Below are 24,594 nucleotides of genomic sequence, written 5' to 3' on the forward strand. Positions count from 1 at the left end.
AAAAACACCCAACATGATTTTAATAGAATCTGTTGGGTGTTTTTTATTTCATTAACCTCGGTTTTGTAGTGATGCTCCTACAAAATCTCTGAATAATGGTTGTGGTCTATTTGGACGAGAAATAAACTCTGGGTGGAATTGAGATGCTACAAACCATGGATGGTTTGGCAACTCAATAATTTCTACTAAACGACCATCAGGGCTAGTTCCAGAGAAGATAAATCCTTCTTGTTCCATTTGTTGACGGTACTCATTATTGAACTCATAACGATGACGGTGACGTTCGTAAACAACTTCTTCACCGTAAGCTTCGTATGCTTTTGAACCTTCAATTAATTTACATGGATATAAACCTAAACGTAATGTTCCACCTAAATCTTCTACATCTTTTTGTTCAGGTAATAAATCGATAATTGGATAGTTAGTCGTAGGATCGATTTCAGCTGAGTGAGCACCTTTTAATCCTAAAACGTTTCTAGCAAATTCGATTGACGCAATTTGCATACCTAGACAAATTCCTAAGAATGGTACGTTATTTTCACGAGCAAATTGTGCAGTTAAGATTTTTCCTTCTACACCACGATCTCCGAATCCACCTGGTACAAGAATTCCATCTACATCGCTTAAAAATTCATTTACATTAGCTGATGTAACTTCTTCTGCGTTAATCCATTTAATTTCAATTTCACTATCAAAAGCATATCCTGCGTGCTTTAATGCTTCTGCTACAGAAATATAAGCATCTTGTAATTCTACATATTTACCAACAAGAGCGATTTTTGTTGATTTAGTTAGGTTTTTAACTTTATCTACTAAAGCAATCCACTCTGTCATATCTGCTTCATTTGTTTGTAGTTTTAAATGATTACATGCGATACTGTCTAATCCTTGTGCTTGTAATGCTAATGGGATTTCATAAAGAGTATCTGCATCTACACATTCGATTACATCTTTAGCATCCACATCACAGAATTGAGCAATTTTATCTTTCATTTCTTGTGGTACAGATGTTTCTGAACGTAATACGATGACATTTGGTTGAATACCAATACTACGAAGTTCTTTTACACTGTGCTGAGTTGGTTTAGTTTTTAACTCACCAGCTGCTTTAATATAAGGTAGAAGTGTACAGTGTACATACATTACGTTGTCACGACCTACATCGCCTTTAATTTGACGAATAGCTTCGATAAACGGTAATGACTCGATATCACCAACAGTTCCACCGATTTCCGTGATAACAACATCAGCATTTGTTTCGCGACCCGCACGGAAAACTTTATCTTTAATCTCATTTGTAATATGTGGAATAACTTGTACAGTTCCTCCTAAGTAATCTCCACGACGTTCTTTTTGTAAAACTGTAGAATAAACTTTACCACAAGTTACATTGTTGAATTTAGTAACGTTGATATCAACAAATCTTTCATAATGACCTAAGTCTAAGTCTGTTTCTGCACCGTCATCTGTTACGAAAACTTCACCATGTTGATAAGGACTCATTGTTCCTGGATCTAAGTTAATGTACGGATCGAACTTTTGAATTGTTACATTTAATCCTCTGTTTTTTAGTAGTCGTCCTAAAGATGCTGCAACAATCCCTTTACCAAGAGAAGAAACTACGCCACCTGTTACAAAAATATACTTTGTCATAATTGAGCCCCTTTCATTTTTAGCATTCGTATTTTATTTTTCCTAGCAAGAAATTACAAAGCTAAACCTTTATAAAAATTATTTAATAACATTTTGTATGCATGCTTTATTGTCATCCAAAACTGGGTTTTTTCATGCAAATTTTTAACATTTGAATCTAAGCAAACTTTTCATTTATTGTTTGATTACATTAAGTATTTGTAAAAAAACAAAGACGCCCCCTATTTAAAATAGGGAGCGTCAAAATATATTTCGTTCTTTTTAAAGAGCCCAATAAGAATTCTACTCATTCAGTACTTAAAAGTCAAGAACTTATAGTTCTTCTTCCTCTTCAAATTCTTCTAATTCTTCATCTTCTTCATCTTCTAGCTCTAAGTCTTCATCATCTATTTCCAGATCTTCATCGTCTTCATCGATTTCTTCGTCATCAAATTCATCAGTATCGTCATCATCAACTAGATCTTCATCTATCTCGTCTAATTCAAGTTCTTCCTCTTCAAAATCATCGTCATCAGATACGTCATAATCTTCAAACTCATCTTCTTCTTCCAATTGTTTACGTTTCTTCTTAGGTTTTGCAACAGGTAATACTTCTTCTTCAGCTTGATCATATGGATACCAAGCACGTAATCCCCAACGATTTTCACCTAAACATACGAAACGTCCATCAATATTTAATTCTGTATAAAATTGAGGAAGTTTTTCTAATAATGCCTCTCTAGTTACACCTAAGACTGTTGCCATTTGGTCAACTAAATCATAAAAAGAAATAGGTTCCTTTGTTTCAGAAAAAAGTTCATATGCTAATTCAATAAGCGATAATTCTTTTAATTGCTCTTCCGAGTATTGCTTTAAACTCAAGGTAAGCACTCCTTTAAAAATAATATTTTCACCATAATTCAATAACTTTATGTATAAATTTTACTAGTTAGTTATAAAATACATATCTTTCATTATAAACAAAACTAAGTTAAATATGCTAGCACCTTGTCTATATTTTTCAATATTAGATTAATTTTTCGCGAAAATAGTAAAATGAGCGTCTAAAAGACGCCCATTCTTCCTACCATTAGTCGTATGTCCCTTGTAGTGTCATAAAGCGGGACAAACGGCTTTTCGCATTTCTTTATTACATATTTCTACGGTATTGTCCGCCTACTTCATATAATGCTTGAGTGATTTGTCCTAAGCTAGCAACGCGAACAGTATTCATTAACTCTTCGAATAAATTACCATTTTGACGAGCAACTTGCTTTAATTGTTCTAGAGCGACTTGTGCATCAGATTTATGTTTAGCTTGGAATTGCTCTACATGATCAATTTGCGATTGTTTTTCTTCGTAGCTTGATCTAGCAATTTCCATTGTATTGATTGATTCCATTTGTTCGTTAGGATTGATATATGAGTTTACTCCTATGATTGGTAGCTCACCATTATGTTTAAGTGTTTCATAATAAAGTGACTCTTCTTGAATTTTACCACGTTGATATTGAAGTTCCATCGCACCTAATACGCCACCACGATCACTAATTCTCTCAAACTCTTTTAAGACTGCTTCTTCAACTAAGTCCGTAAGTTGCTCAATGATAAATGATCCTTGGATTGGATTTTCATTTTTCGATAGACCATTTTCTTTTTGAATAATAAGCTGAATCGCCATTGCTCGACGTACAGATTCCTCTGTAGGAGTCGTGACAGCCTCATCATATGCATTTGTATGAAGTGAGTTACAGTTATCATATAAAGCCAATAATGCTTGTAACGTTGTACGTATATCATTAAATGCCATCTCTTGAGCATGTAATGAGCGACCAGATGTTTGAACATGGTATTTAAGTTTTTGGCTACGCTCAGATGCACCGTATTTTTCTTTCATCGTGACAGCCCAAATTCTTCTCGCTACACGTCCAATTACTGAGTATTCAGCATCAAGTCCGTTACTAAAGAAGAACGATAAATTATGTGCAAAATCATCAATTTTCATGCCTCGACTTAAATAATATTCAACGTAAGTGAATCCATTTGATAAAGTGAATGCAAGTTGCGAAATTGGATTTGCTCCAGCTTCAGCAATATGGTATCCAGAAATTGAAACTGAATAATAATTACGTACACTATTATCAATAAAATACTGTTGAATATCTCCCATCATTTTTAAAGCGAATTCTGTTGAGAAAATACATGTGTTTTGCCCTTGATCTTCTTTTAAAATATCAGCTTGAACAGTACCACGAACTTTTTGTAATGTTACTCGCTTTACTTCAGTGAATTCTTCAACTGTTAAAATTCGGCCTAATTCTTTTTCTTTTATTTCAACTTGTTGATGAATAGCTGTATTTAAGAACATTGCTAAAATAATTGGTGCTGGACCATTAATTGTCATCGAAACGGATGTTGAAGGACTACATAAATCAAAACCATTGTATAGCTCAATCATATTTTCTAAAGTACATACATTTACTCCACTCTCACCAATTTTCCCAAAAATATCAGGACGGATTGCAGGGTCTTCACCGTATAGAGTTACTGAATCAAATGCTGTACTTAAACGTTTAGCTGGGTCATTCTCACATAGATAGTGGAATCGTTTGTTTGTTCTGCTTGGAGGTCCCTCACCAGCAAATTGTCTCTTTGGATCTTCATCTTGACGTTTGAATGGGAAAACTCCAGCTGTAAATGGGAAATATCCAGGCACGTTTTCTTTCGCTACCCATCTTAGTAAATCTCCATAATCTCTATAAGTAGGCACAGATACTTTCGGTATTTTTATGCCAGATAAAGTTGTAGTTGTTAACTCAACTTTAATTTCTTTATCTCTAATTTTTTGAATTAGTTGATCTTGTGAATAAGCTTCTTTAATCAATTTAAAATGGTTTAGAGCCTGCTTTGTAGATGGAGCAAGAGATTCTTCAAATTTATTTTTCAAATCTACTAATGTCTGCTTTCCATCTTCAATATTTTGTGACTCTATTTCAGCCAGAGTTCCTTCTATTTGATAAAGCTTTGAAGCTTTTGCTGCTTCAACTTCAGTATTTTCGTGATAGTTTCTTACAGTTTCTGCAATTTCTCTTAAGTAAAAACGGCGATTACTTGGAATAATGACATGTTGTTTTTCAACATTACCCGGTTTAATGTACGTCGTATTCCATTCATTTGCAGTATGTTTTTCAATTGATTTCGTTAAAGCTAAAAATAAATTATTAGTTCCTGCATCGTTGAATTGGCTAGCGATCGTTCCGTAAACAGGCATTGTTGCTATATCATCATGGAAAAGATGGCGACTACGTTGATATTGTTTTTGAACAAGACGTAAAGCATCTTCTGAGCCTTGACGTTCGAATTTATTAATTGCAATCAAGTCTGCAAAGTCAATCATATCAATTTTTTCTAACTGAGAAGGTGCACCGAATTCACTTGTCATAACATACAGATGAATATCACTGTACCTAGTAATTGCTGCATCACCTTGACCTATACCACTTGTCTCAACAAAAATAACGTCAAAATCAGCTGTTTTTAAGATTGATATAGTATCCTCTAATGCATTTGAGATCTCAGATTGACTATCTCGAGTAGCTAAACTTCTCATATACACATTTGGATGGTGAATTGAATTCATTCGAATACGATCACCTAATAGTGCCCCACCTGTTTTTCGTTTTGTTGGATCAATTGAAACAATACCGATTGTTTTGTCTGGAAACTCTTGAATAAAACGACGTACTAGCTCATCTGTCAATGAACTCTTACCCGCTCCACCAGTACCAGTCATACCAATTACTACACTTTTGCTAGTTTCTGATTTTTCTAATGTTGCGGCCATCTCTAAGCTTGAATCTAGAGATCCTTTATTTTCAGCTAAAGTAATAAATCTAGCAATTTCTTTATGATTTGTAGCAGATAGTTTTTGAACGTTTTCTAAATCCTTCAAAGGAGGAAGAAAGTCTGTGCTTTGTAGCATATGATTGATCATTCCTTGAAGTCCCATTATACGGCCGTCTTCAGGTGAATAGATTTTAGTGATTCCGTATGCTTCTAGCTCCTCTTGCTCTTTAGGCAAAATTACGCCACCACCTCCACCAAATAACTTGATGTGAGCAGCGCCTCTTTCTTGAAGCAAGTCGTACATATATTTAAAGTACTCCATGTGTCCACCTTGGTAGGAAGAAATTGAAATACCTTGTACATCCTCTTGAATTGCTGCGTTTATAATTTCTTCAACAGAGCGATTATGCCCTAAATGAATAACTTCAACACCATTTTCTTGCAATAATCTTCTAATCATATTGATTGACACGTCATGGCCATCAAATAAGCTTGAAGCAGTAACGAAACGAATCTTATGTTTAGCTTGATACTTTTCTACCATACTAATCATCCCCCGGAATTATAATTACCTTTTTGTAAAAGAAAACTTGGTAAAGGGCAATACGTAATCCTTGTACCAAGCTATCCTAATCATTCGTAATGCGGAAAGAAGAATAAAGATCTATTTTTATAGCATTCTTGAGATTACTAGTTTTTGAATTTCTTGTGTTCCTTCATAAATTTGAGTAATTTTAGCATCTCTCATAAAGCGTTCTACTGGATAATCCTTCGTATATCCATATCCACCGAAAACTTGTACTGCCTCTGTTGTGACTTTCATTGCAGTATCTCCAGCATATAATTTTGACATAGCAGATTCCTTACCGTATGGAAGACCATTAGATTCCAACCATGCCGCTTGATATGTTAAAAGACGAGCAGCTTCGATACTTGTAGCCATATCTGCAAGTTTAAATGAGATACCTTGTTGAGCAATAATGGGTTTTCCAAATTGAACACGCTCTTTAGCATAATCAACAGACGCATCTAAAGCACCTTGCGCAATACCTACTGCTTGGGCAGCTATACCATTTCTCCCGCCGTCAAGAGTTTGCATTGCAACTTTAAATCCCTTACCTTCTTCACCTAATAGGTTTTCAGCTGGTATACGACATTCTTCAAAGATAATTTCAGTTGTTGGCGATGAACGAATACCTAATTTACTTTCTTTTTTACCAACTGAAAAACCTGGCGTATCACTTTCAACGATAAATGCAGAAACTCCGTGTTTATTTGTAGGATCAGTCACTGCAAACACTACGTAAATTTCCGCTTCTCCACCATTAGTAATAAATATTTTTGAACCATTTAAAATATATTCGTTTCCTTCTTTTCTAGCAGTCGTTCTCATACCACCAGCATCCGATCCAGATCCTGGTTCAGTTAATCCATAAGCACCAATTTTTGTTCCTTGTGCTAACGGTTTTAAGAATTTTTGTTTTTGTTCTTCAGTACCAAATTTATATATCGGCCAACTAGCTAATGAAGTGTGCGCTGATAAAGTTACACCTGTTGAAGCACAAACTCTAGAAAGTTCTTCAACCGCGATAACGTAAGCTAAATAATCACTACCGATTCCACCATATTCCTCTGGGAATGGAATACCCGTTAATCCTAACTCTGCCATTTGGTCAAAAATTGAACGATCGAATTTTTCATGCTCATCACGCTCAGCAGCTGACGGAGCAACCTCATTTCTAGCAAAATCTCTTACCATTTTACGAATCATTTCATGTTCTTCACTTAAACGAAATTGCATAGATCATTTCCCCCGATTTTTGCTAGGATAAGGATCACAATCAATGAAAGGCTTTAATTAAAGATAATTATTTTATATCCTATTCCCTTTAACTTAATTGCTCCCTTATCACTGCCATGTTGTTTTGTCGATTTTTGTAAGCGTTAACATAATATTTTCTACTTTGACTAAAAAGATAGTCTACTTCGTATAATATTAGACAAAAATCTGAAAATTCCTGTTATTTTTTGTAGAAAAATTTTCAAGTCTAGAAGGAAGGAAAAACAGGACAAAGTTAATAGGTAAGTAGAAAAGCAAGAAAAATAACAGCGTAAGGGAAGCAGTTCCTAGGTAGAGGGAAGTATCTCCCTCTAAACCTAGCCTGCTCTTCCTATACCCTGCTTTTCTTGCTTTTCCCTCTTAACGTACCTCTACTAAAACTGCATCTCCTTGACCACCGCCACTGCAGATCGCAGCTATTCCTAAGCCTCCACCTCTTGCTTTAAGAGCATTAACTAATGAAACGATGATTCTTGCACCACTTGCTCCAATTGGATGTCCTAGAGCAATTGCGCCACCATTTACATTAATTTTTTCTAAAGGTATATCCGCAATTTTCGAACTGGCTAAAACTACTGCTGCAAATGCTTCGTTAATTTCAAATAAGTCAATATCGGATATCTTTTTGTTTGTTTTTTGTAATAATTTTTGAATGACATATCCAGGAGTTCTTGGGAAGTCCTTTGCTTCTACAGCAATTGATTCTGTTGCAACAATTGTAGCTAATGGAAAGTAGCCATTTAGTTTCGCATCTTCCTCACTCATTAATAAAAGTGCTGCAGCTCCGTCATTTAGTCCAGGTGCATTTCCAGCTGTGATTGTTCCGTCACGATCAAATGCTGGTGATAGTTTAGCCAATTTTTCAATCGTAGTATCCTCTCTTGGACACTCATCTACTTCAATTTTTGTTACGACTCCTTTTTTGCCAACTGACTCAATCGTTACAATCTCTTCTTTAAATTTACCTGTTTTAATCGATTCAACCGCAAGTTGGTGACTACGAAGTGCCCACTCATCTTGTTGCTCACGAGAAATATCTTCTAATTTAGCAACTTCACTTCCATATGTACCCATATGAACTCCAGTAAATGAACAAGTTAAACCATCCAATAGAAGGCCATCTTTTAACTCTGTATTACCCATTTTATTTCCCCATCTTAAAGAGGTTTGATAAAAAGGTGTATTACTCATGGATTCCATTCCACCTGCAACTATACGTTTACTTTCACCAGAACGAATCAATAAATCAGATAGCATAACACTACGCATACCAGATGCGCATACTTTATTTATTGTTTCAGATCTCGTTTCCCAAGGTAATCCTGCATTACGAAGTGCTTGTCTTGAAGGTAATTGTCCTTGTCCCCCTTGTAAAACAGTTCCCATTATTACATCATCAATTGTTTCTAATGAATGGTTAACGCGGCTTAAAGTTTCTTTAATTGCGATACCACCTAACTGAGCAGCACTAAAGCCCTTTAACGCGCCTCCAAAACGTCCTATTGGTGTACGAACTGCACTTACTATAACTGTTTTACTCATCCCATTTTCCCCCTTAAACTTTTATCTATTTCTCCTTATAAAAAATCCTAAATAAATCAATTCACTACATAAAAGGCATACAAAGCTATATAAAAAACTATATACTCTAATTCGGAGACTGATTAAAAATGCTTAGTTAACTGTCTGAAAGGTGTACAAGTTGCACACCTTTCATTGTAATTTTATGAAGATTGAAAAGTTATAGAACTTTTATGAAGCTTGGTTTTGTTTGTCACCAAAAATCGATAACTCTAAAAGTTCTGCTATATCTAGTGTTTTAACACTTTCTTCAACTTCTTTTGCTTTTGTTCCATCCGATAGCATTGTTAAGCAATAAGGACAACCTGTTCCAATCACATTCGGACTAACTGCAAGTGCTTGTTCAGTACGCGTTACATTAATACGATTACCAACATGCTCTTCCATCCACATTAATCCTCCACCCGCTCCACAGCACATACCTGTTTCGCGTTTACGCTCCATTTCGACAAGCTCGACGCCAGGAATAGCACGAAGAATATCCCTAGGAGCTTCGTAAACTTCATTGTATCGACCTAAATAGCATGAATCATGGTAAGTAATCACTTCATTTACTTGATGAACTGGCTTTAACTTACCTTCTTTAACCCACCTAGATAATAATTCTGTGTGATGATAAACTTCGATTGATAAACCAAAATCAGGATATTCATTTTTAAATATGTTATAAGCATGCGGGTCAATTGTTACTAATTTACTTACTCCCGTTTTTTCAATTTCTGCGATATTATTACTTGCTAACTCTTGGAATAAGAATTCTTGACCTAATCGTCTAGGTGTATCACCAGAGTTTTTCTCCTTATTACCTAAAATAGCAAACTTAATTCCAGCTTCATTCATAAGTTTTGCAAATGCTAATGCGATTTTTTGGCTTCGGTTATCATACGAACCCATTGAACCAACCCAGAATAAGTACTCGAATTCTTCTCCAGCTTTCTGAGCTTCTTTTACTGTTGGAATATGAATACTTTCATCAAGTTCTCTCCAGTTTTCACGGTCTTTACGATTTAATCCCCATGGATTTCCTTGACGCTCTATATTTGTCATTGCACGTTGAGCATCAGGTTGCATCTTACCTTCTGTTAAAACTAAATAACGACGTAAATCAATTACTTTTTCAACATGCTCATTCATTACAGGACATTGATCTTCACAGTTACGACATGTTGTACAAGCCCAAATCTCTTCTTCAGTAATTACGTCACCAATTAAACTTGGACTATATTCCAATGTTGCTGCTGTTTCCTGATTACCTTGTGAAGCAAATGCTAATTGATTTCCTTTTGTTTTTGAAAATGCAACAGTTGGAACCCAAGGTGCACGAGACGTAACAACAGCCCCAGTTTCAGTTAAATGATCACGAAGCTTTAATATTAAGTCCATTGGTGACAGCATTTTTCCAGTTGCAGTTGCCGGACAGACATTTGTACAGCGACCACATTCTACACAAGCATATAAGTCAATTAATTGTGACTGACGGAAGTCGCTGATTTTTCCAACACCAAATGTCTCTTGTGTTTCATCTTCAAAATCTATTTTTTCTAACTTTCCTGCTTTCGTTAAACGGTTAAAATACACGTTTGCTGGACCAGCAAGTAAATGCGCATGCTTCGATTGAGGTACATACACTAAGAACGTCAAAAGTGTAACTAAGTGAATCCACCATGCAACGTAAAAGAATGAAATTGCTAAAGGTTCACTAATACCATTAAAAATTGTAGCAACTAAAGATGCAATTGGTTCGTGGAAGCTCGTTCCTTCTCCACTCCAAATGATGCCCATTCCATTACCAAACAGAGTGGATAACATTAATAAACCAATGAAAATTAGAACTAAACCGCTTTTCCAACCTCTTTTTAGTCGAACTAATTTTTCAATATATCGTCTATGGAAGGCCCAAACAACAGCCACCAATATTAGTAACGCAACGATTTCTTCAAAAAATGTAAATGCACCATATAAAGGTCCTAGTGGTAAATGTACTCCAGGAACAAGGCCTCTTAAAATAAAGTCTAAAGCTCCTGCTTGAACTAAAATAAATCCATAAAAGAATAACAAATGAATAAATCCACTTTTCTTATCCTTTAATAACTTTTTTTGTCCAAAAACATTCACCCAAATTTTTTGAAAGCGTTCTTTCAAATTTCTTTCAAACTCTTCTTTTTTACCTAGTTTAATGTAGGCAATTCTTGTTTTAATTAGGTAAATGAATAAATAAATTGCATAAACTGTAATTGCCACAAACCCCAATGCGTTCAAATACAAAAGTGCATGATCCATGATGTATTCCTCCCCCAATTTTGCCGGCTATAAATAAAACGCTTACTTTTTAAAAATTTATAACCATAATAATATTCAGAAAATATATACTTTAATTATATAATGAATGACTATTCAGTCAAATACTTTTTCATATTAAATTAGCCCTTTTTGATAATCTTCAAAGGAAATGGTCATACTATCAACACGTAAAAGTTAAAGGAGTTAATTATATGATTCTTTGTATTTGCTTATTTGCTCTACTCTTTCTTATACTCCTTGCTAGCTTAGATCTTTATTTTGGCTATAAAGCTTTTCATAAATATGATAAAACTTGTCCATTTAAAAAAAGATATAGTGAAACAATGTTAATTACGGATGGTAATGTCTTATACGAGCATCTTCTAGACGATATGAAAGAAGCAAATAGTAGTATTTCTATGCTTTTTTATATTGTTCGAAATGATGAAACATCTGAAAAATTTTTATCCTTACTCGAAAAAAAGGCTTGTGAGGGATTACAAGTACGTTTACTTGTTGATTGGATTGGAAGTTTTAGGCTTAAGCGGAAAAGAATTAAAAAACTAAAAGAAAATGGTGTAGAAGTACTTTTTAATCGAAGAACGGGATTTCCATACACTATCTATCGGTTTCAACACCGAAACCACCGTAAGATTACGGTGATCGATCAAAAAATCGGCTATTTTGGTGGATTCAACATTGGCAAAGAATATATTGGTTTTGATGAAGAATTAGGTTATTGGAGAGATTATCATATTCGGATGACTGGCGAGGGTGTAAAAGATTTACACTCTCAATTTTTGATAGACTGGGTTAGAAGTGGCGGAGAATCCTTTACGTTAATTAGTGACGATGAATTAGAAAAAGGAAAAATCGAGCATCACTTCTATTCATCAGACTTTATACGCATTGAGAATCTGTATAAAGAATTAATAGATCGGGCAAAAAAACATATTTATATTGGTACACCCTACTTTATTCCTACAAAAAAACTAATGAATTCTTTACTTGCGGCACTTAATCGAGGTGTCCATATATGCGTTATGGTTCCTGAAAAAGAAGACCACCGACTAGTTAAAGAGGCGAGTTTTCCGCATCTCCTTTTAATTTTAGAAGGTGGTGGAGAAGTTTATCATTATCAAAAGGGTTTCTTTCATGCCAAAATACTATTAATCGATGATTGTTGCTGTGATGTAGGATCTGTTAACTTCGATCGTAGAAGTCTTTGCATAAACGATGAATGGAGCTGTATTTTTTCAAGTGAGACTTTCATATTGAAGATTAAAGAAATGTTTATGAAGGACCTAGAACGCTCAAAATCATATCCTATTTTGCATTATAAAAAAACAACATTTTTGTGGAAGTGTCGCAAGCTTTTATCCAAACTTCTTTCTCCATTAATGTAATATTTTGTACATATACAAAAACGAAGGTAGAGGTGAACAAAATATGATCATTCGATTTGGATATGTATCACATGCATTATCATTATATAATTGTTCACCTGCAAAAACTCTTACATTTACGCGCTATAAAGCCTTAGATAAAGACGAACGTATAGAGAAACTAATGTATGTTACATCACAAAACATTGAAAATACATTTAGAGCAATTCATTATAATGTGGGACAACAAATTCCCTTATATAGAATGTCATCTTCAATGGTCCCTTTGGCGACTCATCCAGATGTAGAATTTGATTATATAAATATTTTTCACAAACAATTTAAAGAAATCGGTGATTTTATAAAGAAGCATGAATTAAGGGTTAGTTTTCACCCTAACCAATTCACGCTTTTTACAAGTGATAAGCCACATATAACTGATAATGCTGTAATTGATATGGAATATCATTATAAAGTTCTTGAAGCAATGGGCATTTCAGACCAAAGTGTCATTAATATACACATAGGAGGAGCTTATGGAAATAAAGAACTGGCGATCCAGCGTTTTTATGAAAATATAAAAAAGCTCCCTACTCACATAAAAAAACAAATGACGCTAGAAAACGACGATAAAACATATAATACGACTGAAACACTAATGGTTTGCAAAAACGAAGGGATCCCACTCGTATTTGACTATCACCATCATATGGCAAACTTATGTGAAGAGCCGTTAGAGAATTTATTGCCTCTTATATTCTCTACTTGGGAGCAAACGCATTTAAAGCCTAAAATACATATATCATCTCCAAAATCCGATAAAGAGTTTAGAGCACATTCAGATTTAATTGACCTTAATTTTATTAAGCCTTTTTTTGACATCGTCAGATCAATTGGAAGTGACATTGATATAATGATTGAATCGAAAAAAAAGGATATAGCTTTATTGCAATTAATGGAAGATTTATCGAAATGGAGAGGCTATAAGCGAATAAGTGGTGGTATGATTGAAGTTAATTAAAAGTTTCAAAAAGTTCATCTGCACAAAAAATAGCCAGAATTAATAAAACCCTCAAGGAAGTTTAACTTACATTGTGGGTTTCTTCATTTAGAAATGGTTTTAAAATAATTGATTAATTATAGGTTAGTAAATGATAAGATTGTTAATAGACATTCACCTAAAGTCTTACTTCGACTCTACATAAAGGTGGTTTGTAAATGAGCTATCAAAATGCATTACAACAATATATAATGGCTACTAATACACATGATTTTAATCAGGTAAAAAAATTTATTCACAATGACGCCATTTATTGGTTTTCAAACAAAACCTGTACATCTTTAGTAGAAATTCAGCATTATTTTGAAAATGCTTGGAATCTAATTCAAGATGAAGTTTACACAGCTACAAATGTAAAATGGTTAACTACTGATCAAAATTCAGCATCATGTACTTATCAATTTCAATATGAAGGCCATATTAACGGGAACGTTGTAGTCGGTCATGGTAGAGCTACTAATGTATTTATTAAAAATGAGCATGGCGAATGGAAGGTTATTCATGAGCATTTGAGTGGCAGTTCCTAAGCCTTTACCCTTTCATGAGTTTAATATGTTATTTGGATAAAAAAACGCTCAGATTTTCAATCTGAGCGTTTTCCACTACCATTTTGCCAGCCATTATTGTGCTTGTTCTCGTTTCCACTGTTTTTATAACGATTATTGCACCCATGACATCCTTCATTATTTTTATTTTTTCGTTGATCATTATTATTTCTTCTTATATCGCGGTCATAATTGTATTCAGTTTTTTTTTTATCCTGATGCTTATTATGGTTGTTGTACTGTTTCTTTTGATTTTGCTTCGATGATTCTTGATGTTCATTTCGATTTCTATGATTCCATTGACTCTGCTTATTTTCCAAGTGCTCTTCTTGATGTATATTATTCTTAACTTCTTTTGAATGAGTATTTTCTTTAACTTTGTTATTTTCGACTGTAGATGACTTTAAAGAAGATTTCTCTTTAGAATTATTTTCATCTCTTGTTACATTCGTTGAATGAGAATCAAAACTATTTTCTTGTTTATTTTGGCTTTGACCATGATTTTGAGTTTTAACCTTTGGTTGATCTATATCCTTAGAATTTGGGATATTAATATAATTAGTGATTTCTTGAATATCTTTCAATTCATTATTTAGCTCATTTTGTTTATTTTTAAATTCTTTTCTCATCTCACCAGTTAATTTGATCTTTTCATCAGGTTGAATTACTTTAGATTTCTCCATTTCTCCAACTAAATCATCCATAACTGTACGTAAAGGCACCTGTTTCCAGTTATCTAATTTATCGATCACTTTTTTACCTTGTTCATTGTGACCTTTTAATGCAATAACTCTTAAATGTTTGTCCAATATTAATGAAACCTTTGCCTCTGAGTTAATTGTAACCTTCCCTGCAGCTAATGCCTCTTTATTGTCCAAATTCAGAAATAAAAATGAGAAAAGAATTAAGCTACTAGCAATTACGACAGGTATCAATTTAGGAATACTTATTTTCAATTTATTATTTAAAATGATTGCATTGTTAGGGAACTGAATTTCTTCACCAATTGAATAAGATGACAATAATTTTTTACATTTTAAATACTCTCCGTTAGCAGTTAGTACAACTACGGAAGAATGATTTACCTTTAAAACAATACCATTGTTCATCTTCAGTTCCCCCTTTTCAAATAGTTTTGTAAATAAATATAATCATTGACACTAATAATACTCATGGCAATAATGTATTTTCTATGTTTTTCGAGTGTTTTTCGACTTATATTAACTTTAGTTTCTAGTTTATTCATCGGTAATTTTTTCTTTTTATATAGAAAAGTTAACATTTCTTCATCAGTTGTAATGAGGTCTACTACTGAAAAAATATGCTTTCTTGTATCTTCATGTTTAGGTGAAACTTCTACTAAAGATTCTAATGAAATTCCAAATTGTTTAAGCATCTCACTGAAATGAATAATTTCCTCTTTACGATTTATTTCATCAAAGTTTTTTATATAAGAGCTATACACATGGTCATCATATTGTTTATGTATATCTTCCGTACCGGTTTGTTCAGAAGTCATTGATTGATATTTAGATTCCTTACGAAAATAATCGATTAATTCTCTTTTTATAATCAATTTAGCAAATGATAGAAATGACGCTCCTTTTTTATACGAATATAGTTTAATTGCTTCATGGAATGCATTTAAACCAATACTAAATTCATCTTCTTGATTAGTAATAAATCTTCCACAAATAGTAGAAACAGTTTTGTTTATAAAAGGAGTATATTGAACTATAAAATCATCTAGTTCTTTTGATGAAGATTGTTGTATTGTTAATACAATATCTTCAATTTTTTCTTTTCTTTTATAAAGCGTCTGAAAAATTGTAAGTAACAAGACCCCATCTCCTTTCAAAAGAGGATAGCTTAGCCAATAAAACTTAAAGGCGCCTCCACTCATTATATATTCAAATGAATGTATGAGGCACCATTATTTTTTAATCAGTTAAACTTAAGAATATCGCATCTTATGAAATGTATCATGTGATTTTATTGAAAGGTAAATGGAGGTAATTACTTATTAATTTTTACCATGTCCCTTTCCGTGGTTTTCACCTTGTTTTTTTGAATCCTCGTTTTTTTTCAACTCATGCTTTTCATTGCCCTTATGGTTTCCACGATTTTCATGTTCGTGTTTTACTTCGTGCTTTACCTCTTGTCTTACTTCGTGCTTCACTACATGCTTCTCTTCTTTTTCAACTTTTACTTTTTTTACTTTAACTGGTTTTACTTCTTTTGACTTGTATTCAATTTTCTGATGATCTTCCTTATGTTCTACTTTTACAGGTTGTGTAGCAACTTCAGTAGCATCTTTATCATCATTTTCACCTTGATTATCTTCGTTAACGTTTACAGTTTTCACGTCTGTATCTTCAACATCTTCAATTTTAGTGATTGTTGTAATCACTTCTGGTGTAGCTGACTGATCTGTTGTTGCATCAGGGTATTGAATTGTAATAACTGGTGTTAGAGCAGTTTTTTCTTGTTCTGTTTGCTTTAAGACTTTTTCTAATCTTTCAGAAATTTTGTTAAAGCTCTTTTCAATATTTTTAGCAATCGCAGCTTTTGCTTTTGGATTTTTAACTTGGTCTAAAACATTTGCTAAAACAAGTAAATTGTTATTTAGATGGTGTTGAATTTTTGTAATTTCTTTTTGCTCTTTTGTTAATTTTTGTTTTTCATGTTTTTCAACGTTTTCTTTTTCTGTTTCAGCTTTTTCTTGATCTTCTTTTTCTACATCAGTTGAATCTTCAGCTGGCTTTGTAGTAACAGTGCTTTCTGTTGTTGTTTCTGAAGTCGTTGGCTCAGTAACAGTTGGAAGCTTATCGTCAAGTTGGCCTTGAGCATTTTCCATCTGACCTAAAGCTTCTTTTATTGTTTGTTTTGCTAAATCTTCTTTGCCTTCTTTAATTAATTCTCTTGCTTCATGAATACGCTCTTGTGCAAAATCCGATAAAAGTTCTGCCTCTTTAACCTTGTCTGTTGTTAGTAACAATTGAATCTTTTCTACAGTTGTTTTTACAAAATAAAAGAAATCGCCTTTAACTAATGCAGGTGCTTCTTCCTTTTGGTCAGTTGACGAAACCGTATCATTTTCAGCAGCAAGTACTGAACTAGAGAATCCTAACTGAGATAATAATAATGCCGTTGCAGTTGTATGTACCAATAACTTTTTCATAAATTTTTCCCCTTTGTAAAAACTTCTTAATATATTCTCACTATAACTATTCGAAGAGAATTTCATTTTTTAGGGGGTCATTTAAAAAAAATTAATAAAAAAATGGCGAAACTTGTTTTATTTCCTTATTTACCGACAAATTTTTATAAATTAATAAACTAAAATATTACAAATTCATACATTTAAATGTTTCTAATTTACAAAAAAAGTACCATACCCAAAATTGGGACATGGTACTTTCATTAATTTACTACTTACATTTTTTCTGGTGCAGAAACTCCAACTAAAGCTAATGCATTTTGTAATGTAACTTGAACTGCTTTCATTAAAGCTAGTCTAGCTTTTGATTTTTCAACATTTTCAGCATCTAGCACTTTTTCTGCATTATAGAAGCTGTGGAATGTACCCGCTAATTCAAACACATAGTTTGTAATATGATGAGGAGTACGTTTTGAAGCAGCTAATGAAACCGCTGCTGGGAATTCTCCTAATTTCTTTAATAACTCATATTCTTTTTCAGAAGAAACAAGGCTGTAATCTGCTTCTCCATTATAAACCATACCCATTTCTTCACCTTGACGAAGAATACTACATACACGAGCGTGAGCGTATTGTGAATAATACACAGGGTTTTCATTTGATTTAGAAACAGCTAAGTCCATATCAAAGTCTAAATGTGAGTCACAGCCACGCATTGCAAAGAAGTAACGTGTCGCATCGATACCTACTTCTTCCATTAGATCACGTAACGTTACAGCTTTACCTGTACGTTTACTCATTTTTACTTTTTGACCGTCTTGATATAACTGAACCATTTGGATAATTTCTACTTCTAGCGTATCCGCATTATATCCCAACGCTTGAATTGCTGCTTTCATTCGAGGAATGTATCCATGATGGTCAGCTCCAAGAATATCAATTAATTTATCTGCTCCGCGACTAAGTTTGTCTCGGTGATAAGCAATATCAGGAGTTAAATAAGTATAAGAGCCATCACTTTTAATTAGTACACGGTTTTTGTCATCTCCATATGTTGTAGAACGGAACCAAGTTGCGCCTTCCTCTTCATATGTTTCGCCACGTTGATTTAAATCATCAAGCGCTTCTAACACTTTGCCATTTTCATATAATGAAGTTTCTGAGTACCACACATCAAAGTCTACTCTGAAATTACGTAGATCACGTTGCAGTTTTTCCATTTCTAATTTTAAACCATACTCACGGAAGAATTTGTAGCGAGTATCTTCTGGTTCATTCATATAACGGTCACCGAATTCAGCAGCTAATGTTTTACCAATCTCAATAATGTCTGCACCATGGTAACCATCTGCAGGCATTTCTTTATCCATTCCAAGAGCTTGCATATAACGAGCTTCTACTGATAATGCTAAATTATTAATTTGGTTTCCAGCATCATTAATATAATATTCACGAGTTACTTCATAACCTGCTTTGTCTAAAATATTACATAGTGAATCTCCAAACGCTGCTCCACGAGCATGACCTAAATGTAAATCTCCAGTCGGATTCGCTGAAACAAACTCAACTAAAATCTTTTCACCGTTACCAAAGTTTGTTTGACCATATTCATTTCCTGATTTTATAATTGCTGGGATTAGATCAGTTAGGTAACTATTATCCATATAAAAATTGATGAAACCTGGTCCAGCAATTTCTACTTTTTGAATACTTGCCTTACTTTGGTCAAAAGCATTAATTAACTCCTCTGCAATCATTCTAGGAGCCTTTTTAGCAACACGTGCTAATTGCATCGCCATATTTGTTGAAAAATCTCCATGCGCTTTATCTTTTGGAGTTTCTAATACGACTTGTGGTAATTGTTCCTCCGTTGCTAATCCTGCTTTTAATACAGCAGCTTCGATTTCATTTTTTAAACGACTTTTTACTTGTTCTAATGTATTCATATCGTTGCCTCCTTAATTGATACTGTAATGTTATACGACCCTGCATTTTCATCTCCTACGAATAACTTATATCCTAATTGAAGTACTCCTTTTAGAGGTCCTTCTGATACTAGAAATTGTAGTTTTTTTGTATAAGCCTTAGTTTGAAATACTCCTAATTCATTAGAGAAAGTACCTTCAGTTGTTTCATTTACTCGGTATTGATGGCGCATCATAACTCCGCCGTTACGAATAATTGTTACTTCCCCTTTACCTATTTTCATAGTAGCCTTTACTTTTCGATCTTCGTGATTTTCATCAAATAATAAATATGAAACATCATCTTTTTTATAGTATAGGCCATTTGCTTGAAAACTGATTTTATCACGCCCGTGTGGATCTTTTATCAAAGTCTCAAAATCAATTGAGACGGGTATGCCTTGTTGTCCTTTCACTTTTACACGTCCTTTTCTCCCAATGAACGTAACGAATCACATCCAAAAATCATCTTTTCCCATTTTAGCATAATCTAATAAAAAAAATAAAATAGGTAAGAAAAAAGTTGTGAAAAATATTCATTAAAATGAACGAAATTATAAGTCTATCTCAAAAGTCGGTATTCCCTCTTGGTTTAAAACGGGGTTCATAGTGGTTTTTTTGACTTATTGTACATAGTTTTGTTTTTTATAATGATGACTTCTATTCATAAAATTTTTGGGAGCGATTTAAGGTGAGAGTTCATGTAAATTGAGAAGATTATTGTTTTCAATTGAAAACTGTTTGTGAGACAATAAAGAACATATGATAATTAAAAGGGGACTTTATGAAAACAATCGCACAACAATCTTCAAGCAAACTATTTTTCATTGGATTAGGCATTGGAATCATTTCATTATCGAGTATTTTCCTCATTTATTTGTACGCCTTTTTCGTGCCATTCGTTGTGGGACTCATCTTGTGGTTCATTTTCAAACGAAAAGCAATCATGTTCGGCAGTTTTACAGCTGCACTAATCGGATTACTCGCACTTATCGGATTCATCGTTTATCTGATGATGTTCGGTCATTTCGGACCATGACAAACAGCCTCGAAAACGGCTGTTTTTTGTTTGTTCATATCGTCCTATCACTACACTCAAAATAAAAAACCCGCCAGGAATACGTAATTCCAAGCGGGCTTTCACTAATTGAGAAGTACACCATATAATTAATGTGCAGACTCTGCTTTATCAATATGAATTAAATGCTTTTTATTAATAAATAAGAAAAGTACCGATAGTAATACAAAACATCCACCTACATAGAAAGGTACATGTGGATTATACCATTCAGCAAGTTTACCAGCTAGATAAGGAGCAATTGCTCCACCAAGAAAACGTAAAAAGCTATATGCAGCTGATGCAGTTGAACGTTCAACTGGTGCTGCTTGCATTACTGCTGTCGTAATTAATGTATTATTATTACCTAAAAATGCACCAGCAATTATTACACAGACGATAATGACACTATTTGTTTCTGTTCCAATTCCCATAACGATCAGTGTAATAGCAAAAAGTGTTAACATAGCATACATCGATTTAAGTGTACCGAATTTCTTTTGTAATTTTGGTGCCATAAATACAGATGTAATTGCTAATAAAAGTCCCCAACCTAAGAAAACGAATCCTAAACCATGTTCCTTTAATCCCATAAAAAATGGTGAGAATGCTAATAAAGTAAAGAATCCAAAGTTATATAAAAATGCTGTAATACCTAATGTTAATAATGATCTATGTTTAAGAGCACGGAATGGATCAAGGAACGATGTTCTTTTAGTATTTTGTGTTATAGGTGTTTTTGGCATCATAAATGATAGAGATAAAAATGCAATTACCATTAAGCAAGCCACGCCGAAAAACGGACCTCTCCAAGAGATTGAACCTAATTCTCCACCTAAAAGCGGACCAACTGATATACCAAGACCAATCGCAGTTTCGTATAAAATAATTGATTGTGCAACACCTGATCTAGATAATGAAACAATTGCAGATAATGCAGTCGCAACGAATAGCGCGTTACCTAAACCCCAGCCTCCACGTAACCATACTAATTCCCATATACTGCTTGAATTTCCTCCAAGACCTGCGAAAACTGCAATAATTAGTATTCCTAAAAGTAGCGTCCATTTAATTCCGATACGTGAAGAGATAAAACCTGTTATTAACATCGCGATTGCCATTACTAAATTGTAACTTGTAAAAAGAAGCGTTACATCACTTTTAGAAGCATGCATCTTTTCAGCGATTGCTGGTAAAATTGGGTCAACTAAACCAATTCCCATGAATGCGATAATACATGCAAATCCAACAGCCCATATAGCTTTTGGTTGATTCAAAAGACCTGACTTTTGATTTACATTTGTCTTTTGATTTTTACCTTTTGCCAAGTTTGACATATTTCATCCATCTCCCATTTTATTTATTGTTCTAATGCTTTTCGCACCCTCTGATACATCTCATTCATTTCATCTCGAATATCGTTCATTTTTTTAAGCTTTTCATCAATCATTTTTAATTGTTGAGCGAGTACTTCTTCAGCTCCTAATAGACTATTCTTTCTTTCATCTTCATTCATCTTTTCCTTGTTTTCCCTATATTGCAATCGGAATTCTTCAAACGCCTCACTAATTGCCATATACTCCTGAACCTCCTGCAAAGAAAAACCAAGAACATCACGAACATTCATTATTTTCTTCAGTCGTTCGATATGCGAGTCTGAATAAAGCCTAAATCCTCCTTCACTTCTTTCAGGTGGGGAGATTAATCCGATTTCTTCATAGTAACGAATCGATCGCTTTGTTAATCCACATTCCTTCGCTACTTCATCTATTTTATATAGCAAATCACTTCCTCCTTTCAAAATGAATTTATATTTTAAATTTTTATCACTTATCTATCTTACTCCTAATATATCGTTAACGTCAACGTTAACTTTGTACATTCTTCTATTTTTATCTTTCTACAAAATTATCGTTTTACTATAAAAACTGTACAAATAATCATATTGTTACCAAACACAAAAACCCGAAAGATAAATACGGCTTTAGCGTATTTTCTTTCGGGTTCTAGCAAATTATTTAACCGACATAGTTAATTCATATAAAATTTCGTTCATCTTACGCTGTTTGTTGTAATTTTCTTCTCACTTTATTAGCTTTATTTCTTCGTTTTAACGCCCACATTGTAATTCCAGTTATTCCTAATCCAAGTGGAGCTATTCCAACTAGGGCATAAACTATTTTTACAAACACCCCGCCAAAAGTTCCTCTATGTAAACTTTCTCGCCAAACAAAAAATTTGTCATAGGCTGTTTCAGTTTTTTTCGAAAAAGTTCCTAAATGCTTTCCAGAAAATTGATCGAAGAATTCAGTTGTATTTCCTTTACCTTCAGGATCGTAGCTACCATCACTTAATTGTGCTTCTATAACACCATCTTTTTCTGTTGGTAGTCTCAACTTGTATAACTCACCTTCTGGGTGTAATTTATTAATTTGGGCAACTATAGCATCTAGTCCAATTTGTTGTTTACCATTATCAACTGATTTAAGTTCTTCAGGATAATTCGATGTAAATTTCAATTTCAAAGTTTCTTCAATCTTTTCTTGGAAAGGAAATAGCATTCCTGTTATTGCTACAACAAGTAAAAATGGTAAGGTAATAACCCCTATGAAATTATGTAATGATAGATTTTTTGCCATTTGGCTTTTATTCCATTTAATTTTTAAGCTTTTAAACATTCTTTTAATGCCTGGATACCATAAATAAATACCTGTAATAAGAATTAAAATAAATGCAATTGCAACGATACCTATAATTGTTTCACCAATCTCATCTAACAATAAATGTGTGTGTAACTCTTTAACAAAAGAAACGATTGATTTCTCCCTATCAAAATTACCTAATAATTTACCATTGCTAGGATCTACATATGCGTCAATTTCATTATGTCCTTTTGACATACTTGCATGATATACATCTGTTAACTTTGAAGGCACATCCATCCTCGAAATTTGAAAACCTTTGTAATGTTCAAGAAAAATCTTTTCTGCTTCTTTAATTCCAACATTTCTTTCACTACTTGCAGGTTTAAAATACTGCGGATTTAATATATGCTCAATCTGATTCCCAAACACCAATACACTACCTGTTGCACAAACAGCAATAATAAAAAGTCCAAAAACTAAGCTGCACACCAAATGTAGTGTCAAAATAAATTTCCTTACCCCTTTTTTCATTTTCATCTTCCCCCATAATATGATAACAATAATCGTTCTCAATTATAAAGGTAATGATTATCATTATCAATAACATTTTTACATTTTTAGTAAATTTTTATTAAGTGACTTCAAGTTTTTCAATTTCAAACTAAAATAAAAAAGGCGACTCTTCGTTCTTATGAACGAAAAATCGCCTTTTATAAATCTTATTATTTTACCCAACCTAATAAGATTTCACGTATAAACTTACTTGCTGCTACTTGAGTTTGCTCTGCATGATCGTAAACTGGAGCTACTTCTACTAAGTCTGCCCCAACAACATTTATATCACTGTTTGCGATTGCTAAAATGCTATCAAGCATTTCTTTTGAAGTAATACCTCCTGCTTCAAGAGTTCCTGTTCCAGGTGCATGTGCAGGATCTAATACATCGATATCAATCGTTACATATACTGGACGTCCAGCAAGAGTTGGAAGTACTTTCTTTAACGGCTCAAGCACTTCGAATTTGAATAAATTCATTCCAACTTCTTTAGCCCATTCAAATTCTTCCTTCATTCCAGAACGGATTCCAAATGAATAAACATTTTTTGGTCCAATTAAATCACAAACTTTTTTAATTGGTGTTGAGTGAGATAATGGCTCACCTTCATATGAATCACGTAAATCAGTATGAGCATCAAAATGAATAATTGCTAAATCTGGGTATTTCTTATACATAGCTTTCATTACTGGCCATGATACAAGATGCTCTCCACCCATTCCTAGAGGGAATTTACCTTGAGCTAATAAGCCGTCAATATAATCTTCAATCATATCAAGGCTTCTTTGAGCATTACCGAATGGTAATGGAATATCCCCTGCATCGAAATATTTAACTTCTTCTAGTTCTTTATCTTGATACGGACTATATTCTTCTAGTCCAATTGAAACTTCACGAATACGTGCAGGACCAAAACGAGAGCCTGGTCTGAAACTTACAGTCCAATCCATAGGCATACCGTAAATAACTGCTTTACTTTCTTCAAAGCTTGGATGACTCTTTATGAATACATTTCCAGAATAAGCTTCATCAAAACGCATAATA

Annotated in this window: 19 protein-coding genes; 4 read left to right on the forward strand and 15 right to left on the reverse strand. The window is 33.6% G+C overall.

From position 1 onward, the window contains the following. Window positions 1–51 precede the first annotated feature (51 nt). The 6 genes from B6K90_RS09865 to B6K90_RS09890 form a co-directional block, all read right to left on the reverse strand. Entirely contained in the window at window positions 52–1,653 is a 1,602-nt protein-coding gene (locus B6K90_RS09865; protein ID WP_088012557.1) for a CTP synthase, read from the reverse strand. Window positions 1,654–1,965: 312 nt separating this feature from the next. Then, window positions 1,966–2,514, reverse strand: a complete 549-nt coding sequence (gene rpoE, locus B6K90_RS09870; RefSeq protein WP_088012558.1) for a DNA-directed RNA polymerase subunit delta — start codon at window positions 2,512–2,514, stop codon at window positions 1,966–1,968. Window positions 2,515–2,782: 268 nt separating this feature from the next. After that, entirely contained in the window at window positions 2,783–6,022 is a 3,240-nt protein-coding gene (gene icmF / locus B6K90_RS09875; RefSeq protein ID WP_088012559.1) for a fused isobutyryl-CoA mutase/GTPase IcmF, read from the reverse strand. A 126-nt stretch (window positions 6,023–6,148) separates the two neighbouring features. Further along, window positions 6,149–7,279 (reverse strand): acyl-CoA dehydrogenase, encoded by a 1,131-nt coding sequence (locus B6K90_RS09880; RefSeq protein WP_088012560.1) that lies wholly within the window; start codon window positions 7,277–7,279, stop codon window positions 6,149–6,151. A gap of 399 nt (window positions 7,280–7,678) precedes the next feature. After that, window positions 7,679–8,860, reverse strand: a complete 1,182-nt coding sequence (locus B6K90_RS09885) for an acetyl-CoA C-acetyltransferase (RefSeq protein WP_088012561.1) — start codon at window positions 8,858–8,860, stop codon at window positions 7,679–7,681. Window positions 8,861–9,070: 210 nt separating this feature from the next. Further along, a complete protein-coding gene (locus B6K90_RS09890) occupies window positions 9,071–11,179 on the reverse strand; it encodes a heterodisulfide reductase-related iron-sulfur binding cluster (RefSeq protein WP_088012562.1) in 2,109 nt (702 codons plus the stop codon). A 212-nt stretch (window positions 11,180–11,391) separates the two neighbouring features. On the opposite strand from B6K90_RS09890, the gene cls reads away from it, so the two are divergent. The 3 genes from cls to B6K90_RS09905 all read left to right on the forward strand — a co-directional run bounded on the left by cls (window position 11,392) and on the right by B6K90_RS09905 (window position 14,151). Beyond that, on the forward strand, window positions 11,392–12,585 hold the full coding sequence (gene cls / locus B6K90_RS09895; RefSeq protein WP_088012563.1) for a cardiolipin synthase: 1,194 nt from the start codon (window positions 11,392–11,394) through the stop codon (window positions 12,583–12,585). Window positions 12,586–12,628: 43 nt separating this feature from the next. Continuing rightward, a complete protein-coding gene (gene uvsE, locus B6K90_RS09900) occupies window positions 12,629–13,585 on the forward strand; it encodes a UV DNA damage repair endonuclease UvsE (protein ID WP_088012564.1) in 957 nt (318 codons plus the stop codon). Between the two features lie 197 nt (window positions 13,586–13,782). Continuing rightward, window positions 13,783–14,151, forward strand: coding sequence for a YybH family protein (locus B6K90_RS09905; protein ID WP_088012565.1), 369 nt, complete (start codon window positions 13,783–13,785; stop codon window positions 14,149–14,151). 56 nt (window positions 14,152–14,207) lie between these two features. Here the strand turns inward: B6K90_RS09905 and B6K90_RS09910 are convergent, their stop codons facing one another. The 5 genes from B6K90_RS09910 to B6K90_RS09930 all read right to left on the reverse strand — a co-directional run bounded on the left by B6K90_RS09910 (window position 14,208) and on the right by B6K90_RS09930 (window position 19,709). Further along, the gene (locus tag B6K90_RS09910) at window positions 14,208–15,278 is read right to left on the reverse strand and encodes an anti-sigma factor domain-containing protein (protein ID WP_088012566.1); all 1,071 of its coding nucleotides are present in this window, start codon (window positions 15,276–15,278) and stop codon (window positions 14,208–14,210) included. A 2-nt stretch (window positions 15,279–15,280) separates the two neighbouring features. After that, complete coding sequence (gene sigI, locus B6K90_RS09915) at window positions 15,281–16,009, reverse strand: RNA polymerase sigma-I factor (protein WP_235821769.1); 729 nt, start codon at window positions 16,007–16,009, stop codon at window positions 15,281–15,283. Between the two features lie 183 nt (window positions 16,010–16,192). Further along, entirely contained in the window at window positions 16,193–17,350 is a 1,158-nt protein-coding gene (locus tag B6K90_RS09920) for a DUF5667 domain-containing protein (protein ID WP_088012568.1), read from the reverse strand. 254 nt (window positions 17,351–17,604) lie between these two features. Further along, window positions 17,605–19,275 carry an arginine--tRNA ligase gene (argS, locus tag B6K90_RS09925; protein WP_088012569.1) on the reverse strand — a complete coding sequence of 557 codons (1,671 nt, stop codon included), beginning with the start codon at window positions 19,273–19,275 and terminating at the stop codon, window positions 17,605–17,607. Continuing rightward, window positions 19,272–19,709, reverse strand: coding sequence for a DUF1934 domain-containing protein (locus tag B6K90_RS09930; RefSeq protein WP_165346951.1), 438 nt, complete (start codon window positions 19,707–19,709; stop codon window positions 19,272–19,274). The genes argS and B6K90_RS09930 overlap by 4 nt, the downstream gene beginning before the upstream one ends. A gap of 368 nt (window positions 19,710–20,077) precedes the next feature. Here B6K90_RS09930 and B6K90_RS09935 point away from each other — a divergent pair, with 368 nt between their 5' ends. Next, entirely contained in the window at window positions 20,078–20,332 is a 255-nt protein-coding gene (locus tag B6K90_RS09935; RefSeq protein ID WP_088012570.1) for a hypothetical protein, read from the forward strand. A gap of 128 nt (window positions 20,333–20,460) precedes the next feature. Here the strand turns inward: B6K90_RS09935 and B6K90_RS09940 are convergent, their stop codons facing one another. From B6K90_RS09940 to speB, 4 genes are all read right to left on the reverse strand, one after another. Further along, window positions 20,461–21,687 (reverse strand): MFS transporter, encoded by a 1,227-nt coding sequence (locus B6K90_RS09940; RefSeq protein WP_088012571.1) that lies wholly within the window; start codon window positions 21,685–21,687, stop codon window positions 20,461–20,463. A gap of 23 nt (window positions 21,688–21,710) precedes the next feature. After that, a complete protein-coding gene (locus B6K90_RS09945; RefSeq protein WP_088012572.1) occupies window positions 21,711–22,133 on the reverse strand; it encodes a MerR family transcriptional regulator in 423 nt (140 codons plus the stop codon). A 274-nt stretch (window positions 22,134–22,407) separates the two neighbouring features. Continuing rightward, window positions 22,408–23,526 carry a PepSY-associated TM helix domain-containing protein gene (locus B6K90_RS09950; RefSeq protein ID WP_167555336.1) on the reverse strand — a complete coding sequence of 373 codons (1,119 nt, stop codon included), beginning with the start codon at window positions 23,524–23,526 and terminating at the stop codon, window positions 22,408–22,410. 191 nt (window positions 23,527–23,717) lie between these two features. After that, on the reverse strand, window positions 23,718–24,590 hold the full coding sequence (speB, locus tag B6K90_RS09955) for an agmatinase (protein WP_088012574.1): 873 nt from the start codon (window positions 24,588–24,590) through the stop codon (window positions 23,718–23,720). Between the last annotated feature and the right edge of the window lie 4 nt (window positions 24,591–24,594).

The sequence above is a fragment of the Gottfriedia acidiceleris genome (genome assembly GCF_002128425.1).
Taxonomy (GTDB): domain Bacteria; phylum Bacillota; class Bacilli; order Bacillales; family Bacillaceae_G; genus Gottfriedia; species Gottfriedia acidiceleris.